Origin of the sequence: Pseudomonas fakonensis (assembly GCF_019139895.1) — a bacterium.
In the GTDB taxonomy this organism is placed as follows: Bacteria; Pseudomonadota; Gammaproteobacteria; order Pseudomonadales; family Pseudomonadaceae; genus Aquipseudomonas; species Aquipseudomonas fakonensis.
Genome location: NZ_CP077076.1, coordinates 5,396,152 through 5,419,067, shown reverse-complemented (window position 1 = coordinate 5,419,067; position 22,916 = coordinate 5,396,152). Strand labels below are relative to the sequence as shown.

15 protein-coding genes are annotated in these 22,916 nt (G+C 66.2%); 8 read left to right on the top strand and 7 right to left on the bottom strand.

The window, feature by feature from the left end; all coding sequences use genetic code 11:
- Positions 1-144: 144 nt before the first annotated feature.
- Together KSS94_RS27700 and KSS94_RS23875 are read right to left on the bottom strand one after the other, a co-directional pair.
- Positions 145-924 (bottom strand): methyl-accepting chemotaxis protein, encoded by a 780-nt coding sequence (locus tag KSS94_RS27700; RefSeq protein WP_369992295.1) that lies wholly within the window; start codon positions 922-924, stop codon positions 145-147.
- A gap of 1,476 nt (positions 925-2,400) precedes the next feature.
- Positions 2,401-4,017 carry a response regulator gene (locus tag KSS94_RS23875; protein ID WP_217840495.1) on the bottom strand — a complete coding sequence of 539 codons (1,617 nt, stop codon included), beginning with the start codon at positions 4,015-4,017 and terminating at the stop codon, positions 2,401-2,403.
- 250 nt (positions 4,018-4,267) lie between these two features.
- On the opposite strand from KSS94_RS23875, the gene KSS94_RS23870 reads away from it, so the two are divergent.
- From KSS94_RS23870 to speA, 4 genes are all read left to right on the top strand, one after another.
- The gene (locus KSS94_RS23870; protein WP_217840494.1) at positions 4,268-5,335 is read left to right on the top strand and encodes a DUF2333 family protein; all 1,068 of its coding nucleotides are present in this window, start codon (positions 4,268-4,270) and stop codon (positions 5,333-5,335) included.
- Between the two features lies 1 nt (position 5,336).
- Entirely contained in the window at positions 5,337-5,873 is a 537-nt protein-coding gene (locus KSS94_RS23865; RefSeq protein WP_217840493.1) for an NUDIX hydrolase, read from the top strand.
- 316 nt (positions 5,874-6,189) lie between these two features.
- Complete coding sequence (locus tag KSS94_RS23860) at positions 6,190-6,561, top strand: translation initiation factor Sui1 (protein ID WP_217840492.1); 372 nt, start codon at positions 6,190-6,192, stop codon at positions 6,559-6,561.
- Positions 6,562-6,710: 149 nt separating this feature from the next.
- Positions 6,711-8,624: an arginine decarboxylase gene (gene speA, locus KSS94_RS23855; protein ID WP_217840491.1), complete on the top strand. Its 1,914-nt coding sequence runs from the start codon at positions 6,711-6,713 to the stop codon at positions 8,622-8,624.
- Between the two features lie 47 nt (positions 8,625-8,671).
- Here speA and KSS94_RS23850 read toward each other — a convergent pair whose 3' ends face one another.
- Together KSS94_RS23850 and KSS94_RS23845 are read right to left on the bottom strand one after the other, a co-directional pair.
- A complete protein-coding gene (locus KSS94_RS23850) occupies positions 8,672-9,088 on the bottom strand; it encodes a hypothetical protein (protein ID WP_217840490.1) in 417 nt (138 codons plus the stop codon).
- A 174-nt stretch (positions 9,089-9,262) separates the two neighbouring features.
- Positions 9,263-10,600: an MATE family efflux transporter gene (locus KSS94_RS23845; RefSeq protein ID WP_217840489.1), complete on the bottom strand. Its 1,338-nt coding sequence runs from the start codon at positions 10,598-10,600 to the stop codon at positions 9,263-9,265.
- 192 nt (positions 10,601-10,792) lie between these two features.
- Between KSS94_RS23845 and KSS94_RS23840 the strand changes: the two genes are divergently transcribed.
- A complete protein-coding gene (locus tag KSS94_RS23840; protein ID WP_217840488.1) occupies positions 10,793-15,697 on the top strand; it encodes an alpha-2-macroglobulin family protein in 4,905 nt (1,634 codons plus the stop codon).
- A 122-nt stretch (positions 15,698-15,819) separates the two neighbouring features.
- Here KSS94_RS23840 and KSS94_RS23835 read toward each other — a convergent pair whose 3' ends face one another.
- The gene (locus KSS94_RS23835; protein WP_217840487.1) at positions 15,820-16,113 is read right to left on the bottom strand and encodes a hypothetical protein; all 294 of its coding nucleotides are present in this window, start codon (positions 16,111-16,113) and stop codon (positions 15,820-15,822) included.
- Positions 16,114-16,172: 59 nt separating this feature from the next.
- On the opposite strand from KSS94_RS23835, the gene pbpC reads away from it, so the two are divergent.
- From pbpC to KSS94_RS23820, 3 genes are all read left to right on the top strand, one after another.
- Positions 16,173-18,521: a peptidoglycan glycosyltransferase PbpC gene (gene pbpC / locus KSS94_RS23830; protein WP_217840486.1), complete on the top strand. Its 2,349-nt coding sequence runs from the start codon at positions 16,173-16,175 to the stop codon at positions 18,519-18,521.
- Positions 18,522-18,845: 324 nt separating this feature from the next.
- Positions 18,846-20,294, top strand: coding sequence for a collagen-like triple helix repeat-containing protein (locus tag KSS94_RS23825; RefSeq protein ID WP_217840485.1), 1,449 nt, complete (start codon positions 18,846-18,848; stop codon positions 20,292-20,294).
- Between the two features lie 90 nt (positions 20,295-20,384).
- Positions 20,385-22,055 (top strand): ShlB/FhaC/HecB family hemolysin secretion/activation protein, encoded by a 1,671-nt coding sequence (locus KSS94_RS23820; RefSeq protein WP_217840484.1) that lies wholly within the window; start codon positions 20,385-20,387, stop codon positions 22,053-22,055.
- Positions 22,056-22,280: 225 nt separating this feature from the next.
- On the opposite strand, the gene KSS94_RS23815 is transcribed toward KSS94_RS23820, so the two are convergent.
- Together KSS94_RS23815 and KSS94_RS23810 are read right to left on the bottom strand one after the other, a co-directional pair.
- Complete coding sequence (locus KSS94_RS23815; RefSeq protein ID WP_437179982.1) at positions 22,281-22,682, bottom strand: response regulator; 402 nt, start codon at positions 22,680-22,682, stop codon at positions 22,281-22,283.
- 18 nt (positions 22,683-22,700) lie between these two features.
- Positions 22,701-22,883 carry a Flp family type IVb pilin gene (locus KSS94_RS23810; protein ID WP_217840483.1) on the bottom strand — a complete coding sequence of 61 codons (183 nt, stop codon included), beginning with the start codon at positions 22,881-22,883 and terminating at the stop codon, positions 22,701-22,703.
- Positions 22,884-22,916 lie beyond the last annotated feature (33 nt).

Below are 22,916 nucleotides of genomic sequence, written 5' to 3'. Positions count from 1 at the left end.
GGAACCTGGTGCGCATCATAGCGGAGTTGGCAGGGCAACAGGGCCGTTGTGGGCTGTGCGGGCCCTATCGCCGGCAAGCCGGCTCCTACAGGATGCGCGCAGGCTCTGTAGGAGCCGGCTTGCCGGCGATAGGGCCCGCGAAGGTTACAAGCGGAACGCGCGCACCGCGGTATTGAGCTCACCGCCCAGCTTGAGCAACTGCTCGCCCTGCTCACGCCCCTCGCCAATGCGCTGCAGGTTGTCCCCGCCCAACTCGTGAATGCGCTCGCTGTGGTCGCGAATCTCGCTCACCGCGCCGGTCTGTTGCGCGGTCACGTCGGCAATGCGCACGGCGGTATCGGCGATGGTGCGGATGGCGGTGACGATCTCGTCCAGTGCGCCGTCGGCCGATTGCGCCTGGTCGGCGGTGGCCTCGGCGTGCTCGAGCTGGGTGCGCATGCCTTCAACCGAATCGCGGGCAGCTTGCTGCAAGCGGTCGATCAGCGCCTGGATTTCGCCGGTGGCCCCGGTGGTGCGCTGGGCCAGCGAGCGTACTTCGTCGGCGACCACGGCAAAGCCGCGGCCCATCTCGCCGGCCCGGGCTGCCTCGATGGCGGCGTTCAGTGCCAGCAGGTTGGTCTGTTCGGCAATCGAGCGGATCACCGTCAGCACGCCGCCGATGGTGGCCGACTCCTCGGCCAGTTGTTCGATCATGCGCGCGTTGCCCTGCACCTCGTCCACCAGCGAACGCAGGCCCGACAGGCTCTGGCCGATCACCGCCTGGCCCTGCTCGACGGCGCGGCCGGCATCGCGGCTGGCGTCGGCGGCGGCGCTGGCGTCGCCGGCCACCTGCTGGATGGTTGCCTCCAGCTCACCCAGGGCGTCGCGAATCTGTGCGGTATCGCCGGCCTGGCGCTCGGCGCCGTCGTGCAGGGCGCTGCTCATGCCGGCCAGGGCGTGGCTGCTGCCGGCTACCTGTTCGGCGTTGTGGCGGATGGTGCCGACCAGCTCGACCAGGTACTGGCGCAGGCGGTTGAGCGACTCCTGGATATCGTGCAGCTCGCGGTTGGTCTTGCCCAAGGCGATGGCCTGGGCGAAATCGCCTTCGGCCCAGCGCGACAGTGCCGGGGCCAGGCCTGTGAGGGTGCGCGCCAGGCGCCGCTGCAGGGTGTCGATCAGCAGGGCGATCAGCAGGATCAGGCCGATCATCAGCCCCTGCATGATGCGCACCTCGGCGGCGATCTTCGCGTGCTGGCCGCGTACTTCGGGCTCAAGGCCGGCGATGGCCTGTTGCACGGCGTCCAGGCGCTGGTTGGTGCTGGCGGCAAGCTCGGTGCGCCGTTCGATCTGTTCGCGGGTGCGTTGCAGTTCGGCCGGGTAGCGGTTGACCAGGCTCTGCAGTTCGCGCTTCAGGCCCACGGCGACGTCTTCCTGCTGGGTGCTGGCCTGGGATTCCAGGCCCATCATGGCGGCGAAGTCGTCGGCGTTGGATTCGGCGGCGCGGGTCACCCCCAGCAGCGGCAGGCCGTCGATGACCTGGGCCTGGGCGGCGATCAGTTGCAGTTCTCGTTCAACCTCGGCGGCCAGTTCGGCACGGCCACTGCTGACCAGCTTGTCGCGGGCCAGCGACAGGCGGCTCAGGTGCAGGGCGGCGTCGAACAGCGGGGTGAGGTAGCGGTGGGCCTCGCTGCTGCCGCTGTCGCGGGCGTAGCTGGCCAGTTGCTCGAAGTTCGCCCCCAGCTCACGCTCGGCCTGCAGCAACAGGGCCTGCGGGTCGCCGGCCAGCTTGCCGGCGGCCAGCAGCTCGTTGCCGGTGAAGGCTTGCAGGCTGTCCAGGCTTGGGCGCAGCTTGCCGGCCAGCTCGTCCGGCCAGTCGGCCAAGGCGGCTTGCAGACGGGTATTGGCCTCCATCGCTGCAGAATGGCGCAAGGCGTCACCGCTGTTCAGGTACGCCTGGATATTGCGCGCGCCTTCGTTCTGGAATTGCTGGGACAGGGCCAGGTAGCGCTCCATCAACTGGTAGGGGCGTTCGAGGGCGCGTTGCGACCACCACAGGGTCACGCCCAGGGCGATACACACGGTTACCAGCAACAGGGTATTGAAATTGGTCAGCCACTTCAGGCGCATAGCCGCGAACTTCCTGCGGGGAGTGGAGAGGTCAGGGCCTGAAGTTATTGCTGTTTTGTGACGAGGTGATGACGACGGGGGCTTGGCGCCATAAAAAAGTGGCACTGTGCCGGTATGATTCGCCAATGCTCGGTTCGCACCCTTGTAGGAGCGGCCTTGTGCCGCGAAAGGGGCGCGCAGCGGCCCCAGGTTTTTGAGCTTCGCAGCAAATATTGCCGGGGCCGCTACGCAGCCCTTTCGCGGCACAAGGCCGCTCCTACAGGGACCGCGTTGGATCAACGCGGTGTGACCGGTTTAAAGATCCACCCGCACCACGCAGTTGCGCCCGGCATGCTTGGCCCGGTACAGCGCCTCGTCAGCCGCGCTGGCCATGCTCGGTGCATCCAGCTCGCCGTCCAGTTGCACCACCCCGGCGCTGAAGGTGCATTGCAGGTCGTGGGGCTGGGCCGGGTAGTGGATCTCGGCGAAGCGCCGGCGGATCTCGTCCAGCACCTTGTGCGCCGCTTCCAGCGTGGTGTTGGGCATGACGATGGCGAATTCCTCGCCGCCGTAGCGGCCGATGAAGTCGGTCTTGCGCAGGCGCTGCTTGAGAAACAGCGCCAGGCTTTTGATTACCCGGTCGCCCATGGGGTGGCCGTGGCGGTCGTTGATCTTCTTGAAGTGGTCGATGTCGAGCATGGCAAAGCTCAGTGGCTGCGCTTCGCGGCGGGCGCGGAAGCTGCAGTCCTCGAGCAGTTGCAGGATATGGGTGTGGTTGTACAGCCCGGTAAGGCTGTCGCGGACCATGCGCGCCTTGAGGTGGCGGGCGCGGGCGGCGCGGTTGCGCACGGTGGTGACCAGGTGGCGGGCGCGGATCGGCTTGGTGAGAAAGTCGTCGCCGCCCTCGCTCATGGCATCCAGCTGCTTGTCCAGGTCGTCCTCGGCCGACAGGTAGATGATTGGCACGCTGACATAGCGGTCGTTGTGGCGGATCACCTTGGCAAGCTCGGTGCCGGTGCACTCGGGCATGTACATGTCGAGGATGATCAGGTCGGGCTGGAAGTCCGCCAGCTCGCTCATGGTGCGGATCGGCTCGGTGAGGGTGCGGGTGATGATGCCGGCGCTGTTGAGCGTGCGTTCGGTGTGCAGGGCCTGGGCGCGGGAGTCGTCGATCACCAGCACGCGAAACGGCTCGTACTGGGTGGCGCTGGTCAGCAGCTCGACCTTCTCAAGCAGGCTCGAGGCTTCCAGGGTGCCGGTGAGAAACTCCTGGCCGCCTGCGCGCACCGCTGCCAGGCGGGTGGTGGTGTCGGTTTCGTGCAGGCTGAAGAACAGCAGCGGGATGTGCTGCTCCAGCCCTTGCTGGGCCTGGGCTGCCAGTTGCAGGCCGACGCCCGGGCCGCTGAAGTCGACGTCCATGACGATGGCTGATGGCAGCCGCTCGCTCATCGACGCCTGGAACGCTTCGGTGCTGTACAGCGCCTGCACGCCCAAGCCGAAGAACTCCAGCTGCTGGGCCAGGCGTTCGGCGCGGTCGTGATCCTGCAGCACGATGTACACCGGTTTGCGCAGTGGCGGCAGGGGCACGTTGTCGAGTTGGTCGCCCTTGCGCAGGCCGGTGCGCGACAGGCGTTGCATCAGGCGGTTGAGTTCGCCGATCAGTTCGGAGTTCAGCCGCGCGCTGTTGGCCTCGATGGCCCGCAGCGTGTTGCCGATGGCCTGCGACAGGCTGCCGTGCTCGGGCTGTTCGAAGCGTTCGGCGTAGCGTTGCAGGCGCAGGTTGGCTTCGCACAGCTCGCCCAGGTCGGCGCTCGACCATTCGCCACGTTGCAGGCGCTGCCAGATCTCGAGAATCTGCCGGGCCTGATGGATGACCCGTTGGGCGAAGTGCTGCTTGAGGCGCTCGTGGCTCGGCTCGGCTGGCTGGGTCATGTCCTGACTACTTATTAGAGGAGGGGTGCAGGTTCGATGATGGCTCTATGCTAGCACTGCTTTTCCGACAAGCGAGTGCCTGGCGTCAACAAAGTGCCCCGGGACCATTATTCAGTTAATGACCAGTTGGTCGCTTATACGAAAGGCGACGTCTGCTTTATAGTGCTGGCACGCGGGCTTGCCGTGGCACCCTGGCCATGGGCTGTGGTCAAAGCCCCTGAACCTGTCATGACTGATCAAGGACAACGCCATGCTGGACTGGAAAAACCGCGAGGCCAAAGCCGAGCCCCGTGAGCGGGCCGAAACCCGTACCTCTGCCACCCGCAGCTACCTCGGTGGCCTGTGGAGCCGCGCCCTGGGCACGCTGATCGGCCTGTACCTGCTGGTGTGCATCGGCCTTGGCTGGTACTGGAGCGAAGAGCCTGCGCTGTTCCCGGTGCAGCAGAACGCCCAGGCCGCTGCCGAGCGCAACGGCCAGCAGATGGTCGTGGGGTACACCACCATCGAGACCCTCAAGACCGTCGCCGGCACCCTGCTCGACAAGCCGGGCGGTTACATTTCCAACGACCGCTTCCCGCCGGGCCTGTGGATGGACAACATGCCCAGCTGGGAGTACGGCGTGCTGGTGCAGGTGCGCGACCTGTCCCGTGCCCTGCGCAAGGACTTCGCCCGTTCGCAGTCGCAGTCCACCGAAGACGCCGACCTGGCCAAGGCCGAGCCGCGCTTCAACTTCGACAACAAGAGCTGGATCCTGCCGTCCAGCGAGTCGGAGTTCGAAGAGGGCATCAAGTCGCTGAACCGCTACCAGGTGCGCCTGGCCAAGGGCGACCAGGGCGCGATCTTCTACACCCGCGCCGACAACCTCAACAACTGGCTGGGTGACGTGGCCACCCGTCTGGGCTCGCTGTCGCAGCGCCTGTCGGCCAGCGTCGGCCGGGTCAAGCTCAACAGCAACCTGAAGACCGAAACCGTGGTCGCAGGCCAGGCTCTGCAGGTGGACGAAGAGGTGGTCGAGACGCCGTGGCTGCAGATCGACAACGTGTTCTACGAAGCCCGTGGCCAGGCCTGGGCGCTGTCGCACCTGCTGCGCGCCATCGAGGTGGACTTTGCCGATGTACTGGCGAAGAAGAACGCCACGGTCAGCGTGCGGCAGATCATCCGCGAGCTGGAAGCTTCGCAGGAGCCGCTGTGGAGCCCAATGGTGCTCAACGGCAGCGGCTTTGGCATGTGGGCCAACCACTCGCTGGTGATGGCCAACTACATCTCCCGCGCCAACGCCGCAGTGATCGACCTGCGCCAACTGCTGTCGCAGGGCTGACATGCCCATCAGCCCTGCCGAGGTCGCGCACCGCGCGGCCTCTGACGCCGAACTGGTCGCCTGGGTGGATGAGCACGACCAGCCGCTTGGCGGCCTGCCACGGGCCGAGCTGCGCGAGCGCGGCCTGATCGGGCGCTGCACGTTCATTCTGCTGTTCAACGGCAAAGGCGAGCTGTGCGTGCACCGGCGCACCTTGAGCAAGGCGCTGTACCCTGGCTACTGGGATGTGGCGGCAGGGGGCATGGTGACCTGCGGGGAAAGCTACGAAGACTCGGCGGCGCGCGAACTGGAGGAAGAACTGGGAGTGGGCGGCGTGCCGCTGCGCTTTCACGAGAAGTTCTACTTCGACCAGCCGGGCAACCGGCTGTGGTGCGCGGTGTTTTCCGCGGTCTGGGACGGGCCGTTGCGCCTGCAGCCTGAAGAGGTGATGGAGGCGCGCTTCGTGCCGGTGGCCCAGGCCGAGCAGGAAAGCCAGAAACTGCGCTACTGCCCGGATTCGCTGGTGGCGTTGCAGCGTTATCAGGCGAGCCTCGCCTGAACGCCGACACACGTCTGTAGGAGCCGGCTTGCCGGCGATGAGGCCGGTAGCATTGGCACAAGGCCTGGATCTTTGCTTGCAGGCCCGGCCCTATCGCCGGCAAGCCGGCTCCTACAGCGGGGTGGGTCGCAAAAACTGCGCAAAATGCCGCAATCCGGTACTTAGCAACCGCCTGATTTATCGTTACACTGCGCGCCCTTTTCGGGCTGTCGCAACGCTTTGTGGCAGTAGCGCCGCCCCTGCCAGAGTGGGGCTTCGCGGTCGGGCCCTGGCTCAGGGATCGACCAGTTTTTGTCCTCAGCACCGAGGATCAAAAGTGGCCAAGAAAGCTTCTTCCTTTTCCGCCCTTGGCGGTCTCGTATATTCCACCGATGCCGGTCGGCACTGCCCCGACTGTGGCCAGCCGGTGGACGCCTGCACCTGCAAGCAGCAAACCATTCCCGAAGGCGACGGCATTGCCCGTGTGCGCCGTGAAAGCAAAGGCCGTGGCGGCAAGACCGTGACCACCGTCAGCGGCGTGCCGCTGCCACCGGACCAGCTCAAGGAACTGGCCGCCACCCTCAAGCGCCGTTGCGGTACGGGCGGTGCGTTGAAGGACGGGGTCATCGAGATCCAGGGCGACCATGTCGAGTTGCTGATCGGTGAGCTGACCAAACAGGGCTTCAAGGCGAAAAAGTCCGGCGGCTGATCCGCCCGCGCAGGCACTTTTCGTACAAAGCCTAAACTCGTTGCCGTGGCCAGGGTCTATCTTGGACACGGCGAATCGTCATTTTCAGCTTTTACACTGCGCCCGCCCCATGCGGGGCAGTGTCTTCGACTTTTCTATGGGGGACTTGAATGTCCGTACGACGCACACGCAAAGACGATGGTAGCCAATGGACCGTGGCCGACAGCCGCAGTGTTTACGGCATCCGCCATTGGGGCGCTGGTTATTTCGCCATCAATGAAGCCGGGCGCGTCGAAGTGCGCCCCAATGGCCCGCACAGCGCGCCGATCGACCTGTACGAGCAGGTCGACGAGCTGCGCCAGAGCGGCCTGTCGCTGCCGCTGCTGGTGCGCTTCCCGGACATCCTGCAGGACCGCGTGCGCCAGCTGACCGGCGCCTTCGATGCCAACATCGCGCGCCTGGAATACCAGAGCCAGTACACCGCGCTGTACCCGATCAAGGTCAACCAGCAGGAAGCGGTGGTAGAGAACATCATCGCCACGCAAAACGTGTCCATCGGCCTTGAAGCCGGCTCCAAGCCCGAGCTGCTGGCCGTGCTGGCGCTGGCGCCGAAGGGCGGCACCATCGTCTGCAACGGTTACAAGGACCGCGAATTCATCCGCCTGGCGCTGATGGGCCAGAAGCTTGGCCACAACGTGTTCATCGTCATCGAGAAAGAGTCCGAAGTGGCCCTGGTGATCGAAGAAGCTGCGGAGCTTAAGGTCAAGCCCCAGGTCGGCCTGCGCGTGCGCCTGTCGTCGCTGGCCTCGAGCAAATGGGCTGACACCGGTGGCGAGAAGTCCAAGTTCGGTTTGTCTGCCGCGCAGCTGATCTCGGTGGTGCAGCGCTTCCGCGATGCCGGCCTGGACCAGGGCATCCGCCTGCTGCACTTCCACATGGGCTCGCAGATCGCCAACCTGGCCGACTACCAGCACGGCTTCAAGGAAGCCATTCGCTATTACGGCGAACTGCGTGCGCTGGGCCTGCCGGTCGATCATGTCGATGTCGGCGGCGGCCTGGGGGTGGACTACGACGGTACCCACTCGCGCAACGCCAGCTCGATCAACTACGACATGGACGACTACGCAGGCGTGGTGGTGGGCATGCTCAAGGAGTTCTGCGACGCGCAGGGCCTGCCGCACCCGCACATCTTTTCCGAGAGCGGCCGCTCGCTGACCGCGCACCACGCCATGCTGGTAATCCAGGTCACCGACGTCGAGAAACACAACGACGACGTGCCGACCATCGAGAACAAGGACGCGCTGCCCGAGACCGTGCAGTGGCTGGCCGACCTGCTTGGCCCTACCGACATCGAGATGGTCACCGAGACCTACTGGCGCGCCACCCACTACATGGGTGACGTGGCCGCGCAGTACGCCGATGGCAAGCTCACCCTGGCTGAAAAAGCCCTGGCCGAGCAATGCTACTTTGCCGTGTGCCGGCGCCTGCACAACTCGCTGAAGGCACGCCAGCGCTCGCACCGCCAGGTGCTGGACGAACTCAACGACAAGCTCGCCGACAAGTACATCTGCAACTTCTCGGTGTTCCAGAGCCTGCCGGACACCTGGGCCATCGGCCAGGTGCTGCCGATCATCCCGCTGCACCGCCTGGACGAGGAGCCGATGCGCCGCGCCGTGCTGCAAGACCTTACCTGCGACTCCGACGGCAAGATCAACCAGTACGTCGACGAGCAGAGCATCGAGACCAGCATGCCGGTGCATGCGGTAAAAGAGGGCGAGGACTACCTGCTGGGCGTGTTCCTGGTCGGTGCCTACCAGGAGATCCTCGGCGACATGCACAACCTGTTCGGTGACACCGATTCGGTGAACATCTACCAGAACGCCGACGGCAGCGTGTACCACGCTGGTATCGAGACCCACGACACCATCGAGGACATGCTGCGCTACGTGCACCTGTCGCCGGAGGAGTTGATGACCCACTACCGCGACAAGGTGGCCAGCGCCAAGATCACCGCGCGTGAGCGTACCCAGTACCTGGATGCGCTGCGGTTGGGGCTGACCCGGTCTTCGTACCTGTCGTCCTGATGAATGAAAAAGCCCGCGTTGATCGCGGGCTTTTTCATTCGAGGGGTTCAAGGTGCATGGGGTGTCGCCTGGTCCATCTTGCTATCCAGGTCGACCGTTACCGGTATGGCCAGTTCGCCTTCGTGCAGTACCACGAGACTTGAGTAGCGATACACGGTGTCTTGGGTACGAGCCTGAACCTGGGTGCCATTCACGGCAATGACAGCCTTGGATTGTCGGGTAACCAGAAAGGCGGACCGGGGGTCGAGACGGGTGAGCAACTGGCTTTCGTCGTCGACCTTTTCATGGACGAAGTAGAAGTAAGTCATGCCCACCGTGGCCCCGGCGCTGTCGCTCAGTACTTCATAGACGGCGCTGTTCTGGCCAATGGCGGTCGTAGTGATGACCCGGTCCAGGGATGGGCGGTTTTCTCGCGTGGCAAGTATCCACAGGGCTTGTGCAACCACGACAATGCTTAGCGCCATGAACGCTGATCTAGTAACCCATGGATTTTGCATATTCGATTCCGGGGGCGGAAGGTGGGTACATGACGGTCCTTGCTCATTGGTTGGATGTGAACCCCGTCCATGGGGCTTTCAGTCTTCAACCAGCGCTTGCCGAGCGTCAATGAACAAGGTGTTTGGCGTTGTAGTCCAGCTCTACCCAATCCATTGGTCGTTCTTGTGCAACCGCATGCCAACCCACCCCAGCGTCGCCGCCCGCAACGCCATGAACCCCAGAAACGCCAACCACAACCCATGGTTGCCCAACCCGCTCAACCCCAGCGCAAAGGGCAGGGCGATCAGCACCGCAGCCAGCATTGCATTGCGCATTTCCCGCGCCCGGGTGGCGCCGATGAACAGCCCGTCCAGCAGGTAGCTCCACACCGCGATCAACGGCAACAGCGCCAGGTACGGCAGGTAGGGGTAGGCCGCCTCACGCACGCTGGCGATGTCGGTCTGCAGGTCGATGAACAGGTGCCCGCCCAGCAGGAACAGCCCGGCAAAGCCCAGGCTGACGATCAGCGACCAGCCACAGGCCACCACCAGCGAGCGCTGCAGCGCTTCGCGGTCGCGCGCGCCGATGGCGTGGCCGCACAGCGCCTCCACTGCATGGGCCAGGCCGTCCAGGGCGTAGGCGGTGAGCAGCAGGCCGTTGAGCAGCAACGCATTGGCCGCCACCGTGGCCTCGCCCAGGCGCGCGCCCTGCACGGTGATCAGTAAAAACACCAGTTGCAGCGCCAGGCTGCGCAGGAAGATATCGCGGTTCACCGCCAGCAATGGCCGCCAGGCCTGCCAGCGCTTGAGCGCCGCCCAGGCGATACGCCCCGGGTAGGCGCGCAGCGCCGGGCGGGTAAGGGCCAGGCCCAGCAGCGCAGCGCTCCATTCGGCGATCACCGAAGCGCGCGCCGAGCCCACCACGCCCCAGTCCAGCCCCAGCACGAACCACAGGTTCAGGGCGATGTTCAGCAGGTTGGTGGTCAGCAGGATGGCCAGCGGCGCCCGGGCGTTCTGGGTGCCGAGGAACCAGCCCACCAGCGCATAGCTGGCCAGCGCTGCCGGCAGCCCCAGTAGGCGGGTATGGAAGAACGCTTCGGTGGCGCTATGCAGCGCCTCGCTCGGTTGCATCGCATGCAGCGCCAGCTGGCTGAAGGGCAGGGCCAGCAGGCCGATCAGCAGGGCAAAGCCCAGCGCCAGCAACAGCCCTTGCACCAGCACCTGGCGCAACGCGGCGCCATCTGCGCGGCCGGCGGCCTGGGCGGCAAAGCCGGTGGAGCCCATGCGCAAAAAGCCCATCAGCCCGACCATGAAGGTGAACAACGTGGCGCCCACCGCCACCGCGCCGAGCTGGTGGGCATGGGGCAGGTGGCCGATCACCGTGCTGTCGACCAAGGCCACCAACGGCACCGAGATGTTCGACAGGATCATCGGCGCGGCCAGGCCCCAGACCTTGCGGTGGGTCGGGCGGTGCTGCCAGGCGGTGGACAGTGAGGGCATGCGGGCTCCAGCGGAACAGTGGGGCAATCGCGAGCGCGCGGGCTTGCCCCGCGATTGGGCAAGCATTGTACCGGCCAGGCAACCAAACCGCGCGAACAGGGTCTCACTTGCCACGCATAGCCAGGTAACCCGCCTGGCCTTGCGCTATAGTTGCTGCCCTCACGTACACACCGCCAAAGAGTTCCCACTCAAATGCTCAACAAAGGATTGTTGCTGGCCTGCGCGCTGGCCCTGCTCAGTGCCTGTGATTCTTCCACGCCGGACAAACCACCGGCGCCCACAGATAAACCCGCCGCCACCGCGCCTGCCGAAAAACCGGCTGCCAAGCGCGAAGACCCGGCCGTGCTCGCCAAGCGCTATGCCGGCCGTGAGCTGACGGTGCTGGACGTCTCGGAGGTGCAACTGGACGGCGCCAGCACCCTGTCGGTGAGCCTGTCTGCACCACTGGACGCCAACCAGGACTTCGCCGGCAAGCTGCACCTGGTGGACACCGTCAAAGGCAAGGTCGACGGCGCCTGGGAACTCTCCGACAACCAGATGGAGCTGCGCCTGCGCCACCTGGAGCCGCAGCGCAAGATGGTCCTGACCATCGACAAGGGCCTGCTGTCGGTCAACGGCAACAGCCTGCAGGCCGAGTCGGTCAGCCGCTTCGAAACCCGCGACATGCAGCCCACCATTGGCTTCGCCAGCCGCGGCTCGCTGCTGCCCACGCGCCTTGCCGAAGGCCTGCCGGTGATTGCGCTGAACGTCGACAAGGTCGATGTCGAGTTCTTCCGGGTAAAACCCGAGATGCTCTCGACCTTCCTGGCCAACTGGGGGCGCAACTCCAGCCTGTACTACTACCAGTCCAAAGAAACCCTGGAGATGGCCGACCTGGTCTACGGTGGCCGCTTCGACCTCAACCCGGCGCGCAACACCCGCGAGACCGTACTGCTGCCGATTGCCGGGATCAAGCCGCTGCAGGAGCCGGGTGTGTACCTGGCGGTGATGCGCGCCTCGGGCACCTACGACTATTCGCAGCCGGCAACGCTGTTCACCCTGAGCGACATCGGCCTGTCGGCCCACCGCTACCGCGACCGTCTGGACGTGTTCGCCCAGGCGCTGGAAGGCGGCAAGGCGCTCAATGGCGTGACCCTCGAGCTGCACGACGAAAAGGGCAAGCTGCTGGCCCAGGCCAAGACCGATGGCGACGGCCACGCCCAACTGCCGATCACCGCCAAGGCTGATACCCTGATCGCCACGCAAGGGGTGCACACCACCCTGCTGCGGCTGAATACCGCCGCCCTGGACCTGGCCGAATTCGACATCACCGGCCCCCAGGCCAACCCGCTGCAGTTCTTCATTTTCGGCCCGCGCGACCTGTATCGCCCGGGCGAAACAGTGCTGCTCAACGGCCTGCTGCGTGACCAGGACGGCAAGCCGGTCAAGGCCCAGCCGGTGAATGTGGAAGTGCGTCGCCCCGATGAGCAGGTCAGCCGCAAGTTTGTCTGGGAGGCCGACCCGAACGGCCTGTTCCAGTACCAGCTGCAACTGGCCAGCGAAGCCCCCACCGGCCGCTGGCAACTGCTGTTGGACTTCGGCGGCGGGCGCAAGCAGGTGTACGAATTCCTCGTCGAGGACTTCTTGCCCGAGCGCCTGGCGCTGGAGCTCAAGGGCAGCAGCACGCCGCTGTCGCCTGAACAAACCGCCACCATCCAGGTCAATGGCCGCTACCTGTACGGTGCCCCGGCCGCCGGCAACCGCCTGAGCGGCCAGGCCTACGTGCGCCCGCTGCGCGAAGCGGTCAAGGCGCTGCCCGGCTACCAGTTTGGTGCCGTGACCGAAACCGAGCTGAACCAGGACCTGGAGCTGGACGAAGTCACCCTCGACCAGAACGGCAAGGCCCGTATCGATATCGAAAGCCGCTGGAGCGAAGCCCGCTCGCCGCTGCAACTGACCGTGCAGGCCAGCCTGCAGGAGTCCGGTGGCCGCCCCATCACCCGCCGGCTTGAGCAACCGATCTGGCCAGCCGACCGCCTGCCGGGCCTGCGCGGCCTGTTCGACGGTGAAGAGACCGACGGCGATGGCCCGGTTGAATTCGAGTTTCTGCTGGCTGACCGCGACGGCAAGAAGCTCGCCGCCGACAACCTCAAGGTGCGGCTGATTCGCGAGCGTCGCGACTATTACTGGAACTACTCGCAAAGCGATGGCTGGAGCTACAACTACAACGAGAAGTTTCTCACCCAGGATGAACAGACCATCAGCGTCAAGGCCGGCTCCACTGCCAAGCTGAACTTCCAGGTGGAGTGGGGCCCGTACCGCGTCGAGGTGGAAGACCCGCAGACTGGTATCGTCTCCAGCGAGCGCTTCTGGGCCGGTTACCGCGCCCAGGACAACGCCGAAGGCGGCGCCGTGCGCCCCGACCAGGTGAAGATCGCCCTGGACAAGCCCGCGTATGCCGATGGCGCCACCGCCAAGGTCACCGTCACCCCGCCGGCTGCCGGCACTGGCTACCTGATGATCGAGTCCGCCGATGGCCCGCTGTGGTGGCAGGAAATCGACGTACCGGCCGAAGGCAAGACCTTCGACGTTGCGCTGGACAAAAAATGGGCGCGCCACGACCTGTACATCAGTGCCCTGGTGATCCGCCCGGGCGAGCGCAAGGCCAACGCCACCCCGAAACGCGCCGTGGGTGTGCTGCACCTGCCGCTGGAGCGCGCCGAGCGCAAGCTTGCCGTGACCCTGCAGGCGCCGGAGAAAATGCGCCCTAAACAGCCGCTGACGGTGAAGTTCAAGGCCGCCAATGCCGACGGCAGCGTGCCCAGGCAAATCCACGTGCTGTTGTCGGCGGTGGACGTGGGCATCCTCAACATCACCGACTTCAAGACCCCCGACCCGTTCGCCAGCCTGTTCGGCCGCAAGGCCTACGGTGCCGACCAACTGGACATCTACGGCCAGCTGATCGAAGCCGGCCAGGGCCGCCTGGCCAGCCTGGCCTTCGGTGGTGACGCAGCCATGGCCAAGGGCGGCAAGCGCCCCAACACCACGGTGACCATCGTTGCCCAGCAAAGCCTGCCGGTCACCCTGGATGACAAGGGCGAAGGCCAGGCCACGGTGGATATCCCCGACTTCAACGGCGAGCTGCGCCTGATGGCCCAGGCCTGGACCGAGGAACACTTCGGCATGGCCGAGGGCAAGACCGTGGTGGCCGCGCCGCTGATCGCCGAGCTGTCGGCGCCGCGCTTTTTGGCCGGCGGCGACCGCACCAGCCTGGCGCTGGACCTGGCCAACCTGTCCGGCCGCGCCCAGCAACTGACCGTGCAACTGAGCACCGAAGGCCAGCTCAACCTTGCCGGCAACGCCCAGCAGAGCATCACCCTGGCCGAGGGCCAGCGCACTACCCTGATGATCCCGGTACAAGCCCAGGGCGGCCTGGGCCAGGGCAAGGTGAAGGTGCAGGTCAATGGCCTGCAACTGCCAGGCGAGCCGGCCAACGCCTTCGAGCGTGAATGGACCCTGGGCATCCGCCCGGCCTACCCGGCCATGCTCAAGCACTACCGTGTGGCCCTTAAAGACCAGCCGTGGAGCCTGCCGGAAAGCGACCTGGCCGAGTTCGAACCCGCGGGCCTTGAAGCCAGCCTTGCCCTGTCGAGCCGCCCACCGCTGAACCTGGCCGAGCAGATTCGCGCGCTTGAAGCCTACCCCTACGGCTGCCTGGAGCAGACCACCAGCGGCCTGTACCCCTCGCTTTACGCCGACGCCGACAGCCTCAAGCGCCTAGGCATCAAGGGCGAGCCGGCCGATGTGCGCAAGCGCAAGATCGAGATGGGCATCGAGCACTTGCTGGGCATGCAGCGCTACAACGGCAGCTTCGGCCTGTGGAGTTCGGACAGCGAGGAAGAGTACTGGCTGACCGCCTATGTCACCGACTTCCTGCTGCGCGCTCGCGAGCAAGGTTACGGCGTGCCGGCCGAGGTGCTGAAAAAGGCCAGCGAGCGCCTGCTGCGCTATGTGCAGGAGCGCAACCTGATCGAGGTGGACTACAGCCAGAACGCCGACCACACCCGCTTCGCCGTGCAGGCCTATGCCGGCCTGGTGCTTGCCCGCAGCCAGCAGGCGCCGCTGGGCGCACTGCGCAGCCTGTTCGAGCGCCGCGCCGACGCCCGCTCGGGCCTGCCGCTGGTGCAACTGGCGGTGGCACTGGACAAGATGGGCGACAAGCCACGCTCGCAGCAGGCGCTGCAGGCCGGCCTTGCGATCACCCGCAGCAAGGGCTGGATGGCCGACTACGGCAGCGCGCTGCGTGACCAGGCGCTGATCCTGGCGCTGTTGCAGGAGAACAACCTGGCCGGCAACCAGATCGACCAGCGCCTGTTCGGCCTGTCTGATGAACTGGCCGCCAACCGCTGGCTGTCGACCCAGGAGCGCAATGCGCTGTTCCTTGCCGGGCGTGGCCTGCTGGGCAAACCCGAAGTCAACTGGAAGGCGCGCCTGGACAGTGCCGGTGAAGTACGCGAGTTCAATAACACCGATTCGGGCATGAAGCTCGAAGGCCCGCTGCTGGCATCCCCCTTGACCGTACAGAACGAGGGTAGCGACACCCTGTACCAGCAGCTGACCCTGTCCGGTTACCCGCGCCAGGCACCGGCTGCCAGCGGCAACGGCATGGAGATCCGCCGCGAGTACCTGGGCATGAATGGCCAGCCGCTGGATGTGCGCAACCTGCGCAGCGGCGACCTGGTGCTGGTGCACCTGGCGCTCAAGGCCCAGGACCGCGTGCCGGATGCGCTGGTGGTGGACCTGCTGCCGGCGGGCCTGGAGCTGGAAAACCAGAACCTTGCCCAGAGCGCTGCCAGCCTGGACAACGCCAGCAGCGCGGTGAAGCAGTGGCGCGACTCGATGCAGAACGCCAGCGTGGTGCACCAGGAGTACCGCGATGACCGCTATGTCGCCGCCCTCAAGCTGGACAGCTACGGTACCACCCACCTGCTGTACCTGGCCCGTGCAGTGACCCCGGGCAGCTATCGCATTCCGCCGCCGCAGGTGGAGTCGATGTACCGGCCGAACCTGCAGGCAGTGGGGGACAGCCAGGGTGAGATGACGGTGCGCGCCCGCTGACCTGATGCACCCACCTGTAGGAGCCGGCTTGCCGGCGATGGCGTCAGCCCAGGCGATGCTGCCCTGGCTGACGGCCTCATCGCCGGCAAGCCGGCTCCTACAGGGAATGGGGTATCAGTCGATCAATGCACCACCCAGCTCAACACCCACAACCCCAGCAGCGCCCAGATGATCCCGAGCACGATCGAGGCGCGCATGAACGCGCGCACCGCCGAGTACAGCAGCATCAAGCCGACGATCAGCGCAAGGATGCTCACCAGCGAGGTGTCCATGCCCAGCGCGCGCGCCAGACCGTCGATGAAATTGCCACCGGCGTTGGCCAGCAGGTTGAACAACCCGCTCAGGCCATCGACGATGAAACGGATCACCGAGCCCAGTACCTGGCCCAGCCAATCGAAAAAACCTTCTACTTGCATGGTTGCTTCCTGATGAACACTTCAAGCCTTTGGCCATCACCCGACCCGGTCGGTTCCCGATGCCAAGCTTAGCCCGCCCGCGCCTGAAAAGAATGCTGCGCCGCGCGACCTTGGGCGGCCTGCTGCTCGTCGCCGGGTTGTGGCTGGCCGACCGCATCTGGCCATTGCCGCTGCCTGGCGATGACCTGGCCCGGGTGGTGCTTGCCGAGGATGGCACGCCGCTGTGGCGCTTTGCCGATGCAGAGGGGGTGTGGCGCTACCCGGTCAGCCAGGACGAGGTGTCGCCGCTGTACCTGGAGGCACTGCTGGCCTACGAGGACCGCTGGTTCTACCAGCACCCCGGGGTCAACCCCATGGCCCTGGCGCGGGCGGCCTGGCTGAACCTGCGTGGCGGGCGGGTGGTGTCGGGCGGCAGCACGCTGTCGATGCAGGTGGCGCGCCTGCTCGACCCCCACGACCGCACCCTGGCCGGAAAGCTGCGCCAGCTGTGGCGCACGGCGCAGCTGGAATGGCACCTGTCCAAGCGCGAGATTTTGCAGATCTACCTCGACCGCGCGCCGTTCGGCGGCACCCTGCAGGGGGTGGCGGCGGCCAGTTGGGCCTACCTTGGCAAGTCGCCGCTGCACCTGACCCCGGCCGAGGCGGCGTTGCTGGCGGTGCTGCCCCAGGCCCCCAGCCGGCTGCGCCCGGACCGTCACCCCGAGCGCGCCCAGCGGGCCCGCGACAAGGTGCTGCAGCGCTTGGACGAGTACCAGGTGTGGCCGGCAGCGCGCATTGCCGAGGCCCGTGAGGAGCCCTTGCTGCTGGCCCCGCGCCAGGAGCCGGCGCTGGCGCCATTGCTGGCGCGGCGGCTGAACACCGCAGGCAGCCCGCCGCTGATCCGCACCACCCTCGATGCTGCCCTGCAACGCCGGCTCGAAGACCTGCTGCTGGGTTGGCGTGCGCGCTTGCCCGAGCGCACCTCGGCGGCGTTGCTGGTGGTGGAAACGCAGAACATGGCGGTGCGTGCGTACCTCGGCTCCATCGACCTGGGCGATGCGCGCCGCTTTGGCCATGTGGACATGGTTCACGCCCTGCGCTCGCCGGGCTCGACCCTCAAGCCGTTTCTCTATGCCATGGCCATGGATGACGGCCTGATCCATTCCGAGTCGCTGTTGCAGGATGTGCCACGGCGCTACGGCGACTACCGGCCCGGCAACTTCTCCATGGGCTTCAGCGGGCCGGTATCGGCCAGCTCGGCGCTGGCGCTGTCGCTGAACCTGCCGGCGGTGCAGTTGCTGGAGGCCTACGGCCCCAAGCGCTTTGCCGCGCAGATGCGCATGGGCGGGGTGCCGCTGGTGCTGCCGCCACTGGCCGAGCCCAACCTTTCGTTGATTCTTGGCGGTGCCGGCAGCCGCCTGGAAGAACTGGTAGGCGGCTATGCGGCGCTTGCCCGCGAAGGGCGCAGCGCGAAGATTCGCCTGCAACCCCAGGATCCGCTGGTCGAGCAGCGCCTGTTGTCGCCGGGTTCGGCGTGGATCACCCGGCGTATTCTCAGCGGCCTGGCACGCCCAGACCGCGACCCCAACGCCGAACTGGTGCAGCGCCCGCAACTGGCCTGGAAGACCGGCACCAGCTATGGCTTTCGCGATGCCTGGTCGGTGGGGGTCGGGCCGCGTTACCTGATCGGCGTGTGGATTGGCCGCCCGGATGGCACACCGGTGCCGGGGCAGTTCGGCCTGGCCTCGGCGGCGCCGCTGATGCTGCAGGTGCACGACTTGCTCAGCAACCGCGATGCGCAGCGCGGTATCCAGGTGCCAGTGGAGCCTGTGCCGGCCTCGGTGGGGGTGGCGGCAATCTGTTGGCCGTTGGGCCAGCCGATGAACCGCCAGGATGCGAACTGCCGGCGCCAGCGCTTTGCCTGGACCCTCGACGGCACCACGCCGCCGACCTTGCAGGCTGCCGACCAGCCGCTGGGCTTGGGGCTGCGTGACAAGGTGTGGGTCAATGCCGATGGGCTGCGGGTGGATGCCAGCTGCCCAGGCGCGGTGGCCCGTGACATCGCCCTGTGGCCGGCGCCGCTGGAGCCCTGGTTGCCCCGCGCCGAGCGCCGGGCGGCAAGGCTGCCTGCCGTTGACCCGGCTTGCCCGCCGCAGGTGGCGGCCACGGCGCCACCGTTGTCGATCATTGGCGTGCGCCCGGGCGACAACCTGCGCCGCCCGGCCTCCAGTCACGAGCCGCTGCAACTGCGGGTGTCGGCCTTGGGTGGCAATGGCCGGCGCTGGTGGTTCGTCAATGGCCAGCCGCTGGGCGAGACCCAGGGGCAGGACAGCTTGCAGGTGCATTTCGAGCAGACCGGGCGGGTTGAGTTGAGTGCGCTGGACGAAAGTGGCGAGACGGCGCGGGTGGAGTTTCAGGTGGGGGAGTGAGGGGGAGGAGGGTTTGTATTCATGCCTTTCAAGGTATCGGGGGGGGGGCTGGCAGGTGTTCGGCGAAAAGGTATTTGGCGCCCAGATGGCCAGGTAACTAATCTGTTGGCGCTACACCCTTCGTAATACCCACCTCCACCGCCCCGCCAACCCACTGAAACCCCGCACCTTTTCACCCCGTACTGGCCCCCTGCCGCCAGGGTTAATACCAAGTTGGGAGCTATCGGTTTCGAACCCCGGGGACTTCACTGCTGACTGTAGGAGTACGCAGGTGTGATCCGACGCCGCGTATTTCCAATAACAACCAGCAGCAGGAGTCTTCCCATGAACACGCAAGCGTGGATGAAGGCGGCTACGGCGCTGACGATGGTCATGGCGCTGGGCCTTGCGGGATGCAGCAGCGGTGGCGGCGGGCACCACAGCGAAGTGGATGGATCATCGTCGGGTACTGCTGGTAGCGGCGGCGGCGATGGCGGTAGCGGCGGCGGTACTGGCGGTGGCACGGGCGGCGGTACCGGTGGCGGCACTGGCAATGGCAGTGTGGGTAATGGCCTGGTGGTCGCACAGGTGGCCGACCAGCTCGGCACCACGGTGTCGGGGTTGGGCGACGGGGTCAGCAACCTTGGCCAGGTGATCGGCTCGCTGCCGGTGGCCGGCAGCACCGCGTTGACCGGTGGCGTCGGGGCGCTGGTGTCTTCCGCCGGCACGGCGCTGAACTCGGTCAGCAGCGGCCTGAGCGACGGGCTCGGCCAACTGGGTACCGGCAATAATGCCGTGGGTACCACCGTAGGTGTGGTCGGCGCCGCCACGGCGGACCTGGGCACCGGTGTGTCCGGCCTGGGGCAGGGCCTGCAGGCTTTGGCGACGGGTTCGCCAGTGGAGCAGGTGCCTTTGGTCAACCAGGTGGTGGCCGGGGCCGGGCAGGGCGTCAATCAGGTTGGCCAAGCGGTGACCATGCTCGGTGACACCCTGACCCCGATGGGCACCAGCGGCCCGTTGGCCGGTGCCACCCAAGGCGTCAGCGATGCGCTGGTGCCGGTGGTCTCGCTGGTGGAGAACACCGCCGCCAACGCCACCCGCCAGACCGGCCTCAATGGCCCGCTGAACCAAACCCTTGATGGCCTCGGCAATGCCCTGGACCAGACCGGGCAGAACGTGAAACAAGCGGGTAACGGTAACCCGGTCACCGATACCGCAGGGCAACTGGTCAGCAACCTGGGCACCGTGGTTGGCACCACGGCGGGCTTGTCGCCAACCACTGGCGGCGCCCGTACCGGCCTGCTGGAAACCGTCGGCGGCGTAGTCGCCGGGGTGGGTAGCGGCCTTGGCGCGGGTACCAGTAATACAGCCGTGGGTGGTGTAGCCGGCAGCACCGTGCAGGTGGGCAACACCGTGGCCAGCCTGGGTACGGTGCTCGGCGGCAATGGTGTGACCAACACGGCCGCAGGCGCTCCGGTAGCGGCGCTGACCCAACAGGTCGGCGGCGGGCTCAACCCGGTCGTGGGTGGCGTGGCCAGCCTGACCCAGCAAGTGGGGGCCAGCACCGGGCTGGGTACGCCGGTGGCCGGGCTGCTCAATCAGGTCGGTGGTGCGGTGAGCAATGTCGGCTCGCAACTGAACAGTGCCAGCGCCAACCCGGTGGTGAGCCAGCTCGGCACCACGGTCGGCACCTTGGGCAACACCGTCGGCCAGGCCGGCACGCTGGTCAATGGTGGCGCCGCCGGCGGTACCGGCCTGGGTGGTGTGCTGGGAGGCCTGACTGGCAACCGCTAGTGGCCGATCGCAGGCGTAGCACCTACGCTTTGTAGCAGTATCAGGGGCGCCGGGGGCGCCCCGGCTTTCACCGGATCATGGAGTGTCCGCATGCGCCCATTGGCCGTGACCATCTTAATGCTTTCCTGGGCCGGCCTGGCCCACGCCGAACCCCTGCCCAGTTTTCTCAACAGCAACGACACCGAGCGCCGGCTGCCAACCTCGAACCTGCCGGTGGATGCCTACCGTCCCGGCGCGCCGGGCCTGCAGGTGCCGGCACCCACTGCAGCCCAGCAGCAACCGCTGCTGATGAGCACTCAGGTGCAGGTACGCAAGGTGCGTTTCGAAGGTGGTACGGTCTACCCGCTCGGCGAGTTGCGCGAGCACTACCAGCCGGTGATCGGCCACTCGACCTCCCTGGCCGAACTGATCGACCTGACCCGGCGCCTGACTCAGCGCTATCAGGACGACGGCTACCTGCTCTCCTACGCCTACCTGCCGCCCCAGGACTTTGCCGAGGGCCGGGTGCGGGTGGTGCTGGTGGAGGGGTACATCCGCGATTACCAGGTCGAGGGCGATATCGGTTCGTCCCGGGCCTATGTCGAACGCCTGCTGGACAAGCTCAAGGCCGAGCGCCCGCTGACCCGCAAGACCTTCGAGCGCTACACCAGCCTGGTCACTCGCATCCCGGGCGTGACCTTCCGCGCCGAAGTACCGCCACCGGGTACCACCGATGGCGCTACCCGCCTGGTGGCGGTAGCCGCGCGGCAAGCCTTCACTACCACCTTGAGCCTCAACGACGGCAGCCGCGATGACCTGCAGGCGCTGCTGGGTGCCAACAGCAACGCCCAGACGCGCTTTGGCGAGCAACTGAGCGCCAGCGTGCTGGCGCCGCCGGGGGACGACAAGGAACACTACTACCGTCTCGACTACAGCCAGTTCATCGATGACGAGGGCACGCGCCTGCAGTTGTCGGCGTCACGTTACCGCAGCGACCCCAGCGCGCGGATTCGCCTGGGCGATGGCGTCGATCTCACCCAGCACCGCGAGAACGAGCGTTATTCCATCGGCCTCAGCCAGCCGCTGATCGCATCGCCCAACGAGTGGCTCGAAGTGCTCGGGCGCTTTTATGCGGTCAACGACCGCATCGACTACCAGGTGGTTGGCGCACCCTTGAAGTTCGACAGCCAGACCGACATCCGCGCGTTGTCCTTCGAAGGCGACTGGCGCAAGGCCGAGGCGCGGCGCCTGCGCATTCTCAGTGCCGGGGTGTACCAGGGGTTGGATCACTTCGGCGCGCGCAGCAACGCCGACCTTGACCTGGACTTCTTGCGCCTGCGCCTGGCCGGGGTGCAAAGCGACAACTTCAGCGACAACTGGCAGGGCGTGGCCTCGGCGGCGGGCTACTGGAGCAACGACAGCCTGCCCGACAGCGAACGGGCGGTGTTCGGCGGGCAGAACTTCGGCCGCGGCTACCCCACCGACCAGGCCTCCGGCGACAAGGGCTGGGGGCTGGCCTACGAGCTGAACTACAGCTTCAAGCGCGACGGTGCCTGGGTGAAAGTGCTGCAGCCCTATGTGGTGCTGGACGCGGCCCAGGCCTGGTTCAACGAGCTGGACGTGCAAAAGGCGCGCATGTCGTCAGCTGCGCTGGGCGTACGCTTTGGCGACATGCACTACTACAACATCGCCGTCGAGGTGGCCAAGCCGATGTCCGACATCGCCTTGGACAGCCTCAACCGCCGGCCGCGGTTGACCCTCAGCTTCAGTTATCAGTTGTGAGAAGAGTGGATGAGTTGACGTGGACTACGCCAACCCTGACCAGGCCGGCTATGTGCAACCGCGCTACCGACTGCTCGGCGAGCCCGGAGCAATCGCCATCATCGTTCGCGCTTTCACCAGCAGGCTGCAGGTGAGGTGCTGACCAGGCGCTTCATTTCAGCGGTACCTGCATGCGCAACAACAGTCTCAGTAACTGCTTGTCGTCCGCACAGGCTTTTCAGCTTTTTACCTGACAGCTTCCAGCAGCGGTTTGGGGAACAGGTTATCCAGGGTTTCCAGCAGGCGCGCGTGGTAGATCGGCTTGCGGAACAGGTCGAGCACCTGCAGGCGCAGCAGGTCGCTGACGTCATCCATATCGGCATGCCCGGACATCACGATCACCGGCAGGTGCTGGCGCGCCGTGTGCTCGCGCAGCCGCTGGATCAACGCAATGCCGCTGTGCTCGGGCATGCGCAGGTCGGTGATCACCAGGGCCACGTCCGGGTAGCGGGTGAGCTGCTGCAAGGCAGCGCTCACCGAACTTGCGGTGTGGCAGCAGAACCCCTGGTTTTCCAGCAGTTCAGCCAGTTCCTCCAGGGCCTCTTCCTCGTCGTCCACCAGCAGTATCTGTTGACGCAACGTCGGCATGGGCAGCTCCCGAAGGGGTCACTGTGTGATGGCAGTCTTGATGGTGTTCATGATGTTGGTGACTTCGGCCGAGATGGGGGTGACGAAGCCGGCCAGCACCACCGCCACCATGGCGGCGATGACCGCGTATTCGATACCGGAGGCGCCATCCTTGCGTTGAAGGAAGGTTTTGCAGTGCAGGTAGATCTGTTGCAGCAACATGGCGAGGCTCCTTGCGCACGGGGTGCGCCGGTA